The 4,545-nt window shown below is 57.8% G+C and carries 3 protein-coding genes; all 3 read right to left on the minus strand.

Translation table 11 applies throughout. The features are described from left to right. Positions 1-42: 42 nt before the first annotated feature. Positions 43-2,055, minus strand: coding sequence for a cation:proton antiporter (locus CW742_RS07650; protein WP_292418692.1), 2,013 nt, complete (start codon positions 2,053-2,055; stop codon positions 43-45). A 109-nt stretch (positions 2,056-2,164) separates the two neighbouring features. Further along, positions 2,165-3,304 carry an endonuclease Q family protein gene (locus tag CW742_RS07655; protein WP_394339464.1) on the minus strand — a complete coding sequence of 380 codons (1,140 nt, stop codon included), beginning with the start codon at positions 3,302-3,304 and terminating at the stop codon, positions 2,165-2,167. Positions 3,305-3,355: 51 nt separating this feature from the next. Beyond that, positions 3,356-3,973, minus strand: coding sequence for a 6-phospho-3-hexuloisomerase (hxlB, locus tag CW742_RS07660; protein ID WP_292418696.1), 618 nt, complete (start codon positions 3,971-3,973; stop codon positions 3,356-3,358). Between the last annotated feature and the right edge of the window lie 572 nt (positions 3,974-4,545).

The following is a 4,545-nucleotide window of genomic DNA, read 5'->3' on the forward strand; positions in this document are numbered from 1 at the left end:
CGGGAGGGGTGAACCGGCGAAGGATGCAGGGGAAACGGGGGGTCAGGAGCACGGGGGGCGCGTAAACAGGTGCGCATGACGGGCGATGTCCTCGGGGGTTGCGTAGATGATCGCGCTATCCCCGGCCACAAGCTGTGTCTCGCCGGAAAGGCTGGTGATGGTTGCATCGCCACGACGGATTGCCAGGATCAGGAGGTTCGTCCGTTTCCTCAGGTTGAACCCCCCCAGCGTCACACCGTCAAGCACGGAACCGGGCTCAACGGTGAGGGGGGTGATGGAGATATGGGGGATATGGCGAACAAGATCATTGAGTGTTCCATTCACGGCACTCCCGCTCCGGAGCATCTGGTACCCGTCAGCCCGGACATCGCGGATGAAGGTCTCGATCTGGTCACGGGGCACGAAGTATTTGTTCAGCACCACCGTGAAGATCTCGACAGAGGTCTCGAACTCCTCGGCGATGACCTCATCGGCACCGAGCGAGTGGAGGTCTTTTGCCTCGCTGACATACCGGGTCCGGACAATGATGGTGAGCGCCGGGTTGAGGCCATGGCAGAGCGCGACAATCTTCCGGGTGGCCACCGGGTCATTGATGGCAACAACAGCAATCCGGGCTGCCGGGACACCAGCGTGCGAGAGGACCCCCTCTGCCGTTGCATCGCCAAAGACAACGGATTCGCCCTCGTTCCGGGCGGCTTTGACAAGGTCAGGATTGAGTTCAACGATGGTATACACAACGCCCGAGCGGGAAGCCGTGCGGGCAAGGTTCCTGCCGGTGACGCCATACCCGATGATGACCAGGTGATCGGTCTTTTCCGGACCTTTCCCGTTCTCATCCACAACGCACGTGCCCCGTGCAATCCGGGCCAGCGACGGTTTGCTGCAAAGCCATCCGGTGAGCGGCTGGCCGATTCCCATGACAAACGGTGTGGCAGCCATCGTCATCAGGGCAACGATGAGGAACATCTGGTAAATTCCCGAGGGGATAATCCCGGCAGAAAACCCGCTCAGGGCGATGATAAAAGAGAACTCCCCGACCTGCGCCAGGGCAAGGCCGCTCATCACCGCGGTTCGCAAAGGATAGCCGAGGGCGAGCGGTGCGGCGGTGGCAAGCAGCGCCTTTGCCAGGAGGGCAATCGCGATCAGGAAGAGGATAATCCAGATATTATCAATGAGAAACCGGATATCGACCAGCATGCCAACCGAGATGAAGAAGAAGCTGGTGAAGATGTCCCGGAAGGGCAGGACGATGCTCGTTGCCTGGTGGCTGTACTCCGATCCCGAGATGATCAGGCCAGCAAGCAGGGCCCCGATGGCAAGGGACATGCCGGTGAACGAGACCATCCAGGCAACGCCAAAGCAGGTCAGGATGACCACGAGGAGGAAGAGCTCCTGGTTGCGGGTCCGCGCAATCTCGTGCATCACGCGGGGGATGACCCATTTTGCGAGTACGATGAGGACGAGGACAATGATAAGGTCCTCAATGACGAGAGTGATGAGAGCGTCCGTGGAGAGAAGGGGTGTTGTGTCCTGCTGGGGGATACTGGCAAGGAACGGGATGGCCATGATCATCGGGATGGCCACCAGGTCCTGGAAGATGAGGATCCCAAGGGCGATGCTCCCATGGGGCGAGTCCATCTCTCCCCGCTCGTGGAGAATCTTGAGGACGATGGCCGTACTTGAAAGGGAGAATAAAAAGCCCATCAGGATGGCCTGGTTTGCGGCAAGGCCCATGAAAGAGGCTAATGCGAAGAAGAAGACAAACGAGAGTACGACCTGGAGCATCCCCCCGACAATGGCGATGGCACGGATCTTCCAGAGGTCCTTGAACGAGAATTCAAGACCGATAGTGAAGAGCAGAAGGATGATACCGAGTTCTGCGAGACTTGCAACCTGGTCCTGCCCCTTGATGACCGAGAGACCGTACGGGCCGACGATCGCCCCGGTAAGAATGAAGGCAACGAGCGGGGGTACCTTGATCCGGTTGAAGACCATCCCGACAAAGAGCGCTACGGCAAAGACGATCAGGATGTTTGCTATCAGTCCGAGTTCCACAGGTCTCTCTTCCTGTTAATAATGATGCAGGGATCGGAAAAAAAGGATGTGCCCGGTGGCAGGTCACCATGGATCCGTTTGAGTGAGAATGATGAGGGCAAAAGAGGGATTAGCTGTTTTTCTCAAGCGAGAATGTCCCGTACTTCCCGCCCCCGCCCGGGTGCAGGGTGACCGTGCCGTCCCGCAATGCCTGCACGGCATCTGCCACTTTCGGGCAGAGTGAGCGGATCTCGGGAACGGGGACATCGATGAGAACAGCAATCTCGTTGCCGAAGGTCTCGATGAACCGGGAATAGATGGCTTTGCATTTCTTCGTGTTCGGCGATGATGCCCCTTCCATGGTCTGGATGATCTGGGCGAGCGGGATGACACGGACATACGGGGGACGGGGACGAGCTTCGCCCTCTCGGGATAGTTCCTTTGCACGGTCTGATACCCCCTTCTTGATGATCCCGCCATCGGCCGGACACTTCCATGTGTGCCGGACCGCATCCTCAAGGGAATACTGCGTGTAACAGCGGGTGCAGGCCGTGCGGTTGTACTTCCCCTCTTCGGGGAAGAACCCGGCATTCATCTCGATTTCTCCCATGCGGATTGCATCAAGGACTCCTTGTGCCCCATGCCGGTTGATCGAGATCCGGTTGAACTCCCTCCCGAGCTTGTCCGGGTACGGGCTGTGGGCATCGGAGTTTGTCAGGAAGGGCACATCATAGAGGTCCGGGATTGCGGCGCCATAGGAGCTGTCTGCGGAGAGGCCGAGCTCGAGAAAGTCTATCTTCGCATTGCCATAGCAGGCCGGGACGGAGTCGAAGTACGCGTACATCGCCGTCCACGGGGTGAAGGCATGAGCCGGGCCCACCAGCGCCCCGACATCGTGGGCTGCATCTGCGATCTCCTCGCCGCTGAGGTAGATATGCGGCCTGCCCGCGGTGACAAAACTCTTGCAGGTACCGGCAAGCAGGTCGCGGAGCTGGTCGAACTGGCCCGGATCTGCGGCAAGGATCACGTGGTGGACGCGGTTCCTGTCCTCGATCTCTCCCTGCGGGACAATCACGATGCCGGCATCGTTTTCGTAGAACGGCTCCCAGCCTTTCAGCCAGTCCGGCTGGAGTGCATCTCCTGTGCCGAGGATCTGTATTCCCTTCGTCACACAGCCACGGATAAGCTGTTCCGGCTGCATGAAACGGGACACTGCAATAGAGAAGGGGGAGTGGATATGGAGGTCAGCGGTGAGGAGCATAGATACCATACCATGGGAGAAGTGACGGATTAACCATTGGGAGGGGGATTACTCCCCGTTTCATTCGGTATTGGAGAGCCGGCGCCTGAGCTCTTTTGCGCCTTCCTTTCTTGCCTCCATCAGCGCAGATATGACAGCATCGGAGAAGACCAGCGCAAGGGTCTCGAACATTGTCCCAAGCGGGGCAAAGGAGGCTTCCACCGACCGGTACTGCCCGGTCACCTGCCGTTCCTCGAATGTCGCGGTATCACCATGGTAATAATTGTTGAGGTCGCCGAGGTTCACGACACAATCGGCCATGCGGCTCATTGTTGAATCGGGCGATGCGGTGACAAGGCAGACAATGCCCCCAAGTCCCCTGACCGTCTCGCAGAACGTTGCCATGGTATGGGTCTCCCCGGATCCGGAGAACATGACCAGGGTGTCGCCAGGACGGAGGGCGGGAGTGATGGTCTCCCCTACCACATAAACATCAAATCCCAGGTGGAGCAGGCGCATGGCAAAGGCCCGGGCAATGATGCCGGACCGCCCGGCACCAGCAATGTAAATCCGTTGCGTTGAAAGGAGACGGTTGAAGAACGCCGATGTCTCCTCCTTGTTGATCATTGCTGCGGACTTCTTGATCGAATCGGCCATCTGGTCCATGAAAAGGGGTATGTCGGAGAACTCATCGGTCATGGTACTACCCGGATATTTCGGATGATCCGATATCAGGGTATCGGATCAGGGTCCTGCTGGAAATATGAACCGGATCTGGATCATGCTCTGCAGGACCGGAATGACCAGGATTGGTGGGGGGCAGGGGGTCGGACGGTGTACTTCTTCTAGTGCGCAACTGAACCTGCCTTGAGCATTTCCCTTGCCAGGCACATCAGGTTCAGACGGGAAAAAAATTGTTCACGCGTTTTTTTGCTCATACAAAAAAGGGACCACAACCGGAATTTTGGAATTAGTACACCGCCCGACCCCCCACACAAGGCGCTGTGTTGTGGCAGAAAAATGCGGGTCTTAACCACCTTTCCCCACCGAAGATGATACCATTGGCAAGGGGCGTGGCATCAGGATCCTGCAAGGGGGGTCGGGCGGTGTACATTTTTTCTTTTTAGATAGGGATTTAGCTGGAGCCAAACACTCATGTATCCGAAAAACAACTCCCCATACAGGGGAAACGTATGGCACAGTCCGGCATGGAACAACCTGGCGACCCAACAGAGATGTCTGCGGACAAAGACGAGAACCACTAGACCGCA

The organism is Methanoregula sp. (assembly GCF_002835825.1).
GTDB lineage: Archaea > Halobacteriota > Methanomicrobia > Methanomicrobiales > Methanospirillaceae > Methanoregula.

What these genes read in the sequence shown, in the direction of transcription:
- CW742_RS07655 (WP_394339464.1), bottom strand. Translation starts at nt 3,304, where the DNA reads ATGGTATCTATGCTCCTCACCGCTGACCTCCATATCCACTCCCCCTTC.
- hxlB (WP_292418696.1), bottom strand. Translation starts at nt 3,973, where the DNA reads ATGACCGATGAGTTCTCCGACATACCCCTTTTCATGGACCAGATGGCC.